At 44.7% G+C, this 1766-nt stretch carries 1 protein-coding gene and 1 pseudogene; both read left to right on the top strand.

The features are described 5' to 3' along the window. Positions 1 to 642 (top strand): annotated as a pseudogene (locus tag GMD6S_RS08950) (ATP-binding cassette domain-containing protein); the annotation flags it as partial. Next, on the top strand, positions 635 to 1696 hold the full coding sequence (locus tag GMD6S_RS08945; protein WP_001042876.1) for a M24 family metallopeptidase: 1062 nt from the start codon (positions 635 to 637) through the stop codon (positions 1694 to 1696). The pseudogene GMD6S_RS08950 and the gene GMD6S_RS08945, both read left to right, overlap by 8 nt. Positions 1697 to 1766: the final 70 nt, after the last annotated feature.

Below are 1766 nucleotides of genomic sequence, written 5' to 3'. Positions count from 1 at the left end.
TTCAGTTTCAACATCAAGGGCGGTCGTTGCGAAGCCTGCTCAGGTGACGGGATTATCAAGATTGAGATGCACTTCTTGCCAGATGTTTATGTTGCTTGTGAAGTTTGCCATGGGACTCGCTACAACAGTGAAACCCTCGAAGTTCACTACAAGGAAAAAAATATCTCGCAGGTTTTGGACATGACCGTCAACGATGCGGTGGAATTTTTCCAACACATTCCCAAGATTCAACGCAAACTTCAGACCATCAAGGATGTGGGGCTGGGCTATGTAACGTTAGGACAACCAGCTACCACCCTTTCAGGTGGAGAAGCCCAGCGTATGAAGTTAGCTAGTGAGCTCCACAAACGCTCGACAGGAAAATCCTTCTACATTCTGGATGAGCCGACGACAGGGCTTCATACCGAGGATATCGCTCGCTTGCTCAAGGTTTTAGCTCGCTTTGTCGACGATGGCAATACTGTTCTCGTCATTGAGCACAATCTGGATGTCATCAAGACGGCAGACCATATCATCGATTTGGGACCTGAGGGCGGTGTCGGTGGCGGAACCATCATCGCAACAGGAACTCCAGAAGAAGTAGCAGCCAATGAAGCCAGCTACACAGGACACTATTTGAAAGGAAAGTTACATCATGAATAAACGTGTGCAAGCATTTCTAGCTAAAATGCAAGAAAAAGAACTAGATGGTATCATCATCAACAACCTTAAAAACGTCTATTACCTGACCGGCTTTTGGGGCTCAAATGGAACAGTCTTTATCAGCCGTGACCGTCAGGTTTTGGTGACAGACTCTCGCTATATCATTGCTGCTAAGCAAGAAGTGACAGGTTTTGAGATTGTGGCTGACCGCGATGAATTGGCTGTTATTGCAGGCATTGTTAAGGATATGGGCTTGTCTCGCGTTGGTTTTGAGGACGAGATTTCGGTTTCTTATTACCACCGTATGCAGGCAGCTTTTGCAGGTTTGGACTTGCTTCCACAGACTCAGTTTGTTGAAGCACTTCGTATGATTAAAGATGAGAAAGAGATTGCGACTATTCGCAAGGCATGTTCTATCTCAGACCAAGCTTTTCGTGATGCGCTTGACTTTATCAAACCAGGAAAAACTGAGATCGAAATTGCCAACTTCCTTGACTTCCGTATGCGTGAGTTGGGAGCATCTGGCTTGTCTTTTGATACCATTCTAGCAAGTGGAATCAACTCTTCTAAACCTCACGCCCACCCAATGCACAAGCCAGTAGAACTAGGCGAAGCAATCACCATGGACTTCGGCTGTCTCTACGACCACTACGTCAGTGATATGACACGGACCATCTATCTAGGACATGTCAGCGACGAGCAAGCAGAGATTTACAATACGGTTCTGAAAGCCAACCAAGCTCTGATTGACCAAGCTAAGGCTGGCTTAGGTTTCCGTGACTTTGACAAAATCCCTCGTGATATTATCATCGAGGCAGGCTATGGCGACTACTTTACCCACGGTATTGGACACGGTATCGGACTGGATATCCACGAAGAACCCTACTTTAGCCAAACTTCCAAAGAAGTCATTAAATCTGGTATGGTCTTGACTGATGAACCGGGTATTTATATTGAAGGTAAATATGGCGTTCGTATTGAAGATGATATCTTAATTACAGATAACGGTTGCGAATTGTTGACTCTAGCGCCGAAGGAATTAATTGTTATTTAAGAAAATTAAGATAAATCATTGACTTTTATATTTTAAAGGTTTATACTGATAGACGAAAACGGTAGGTGAG

Source organism: Streptococcus sp. GMD6S (genome assembly GCF_000297015.1).
Note: the sequence above shows the minus strand (reverse complement) of the source record. Positions and strands in the feature narration are given on the sequence as shown.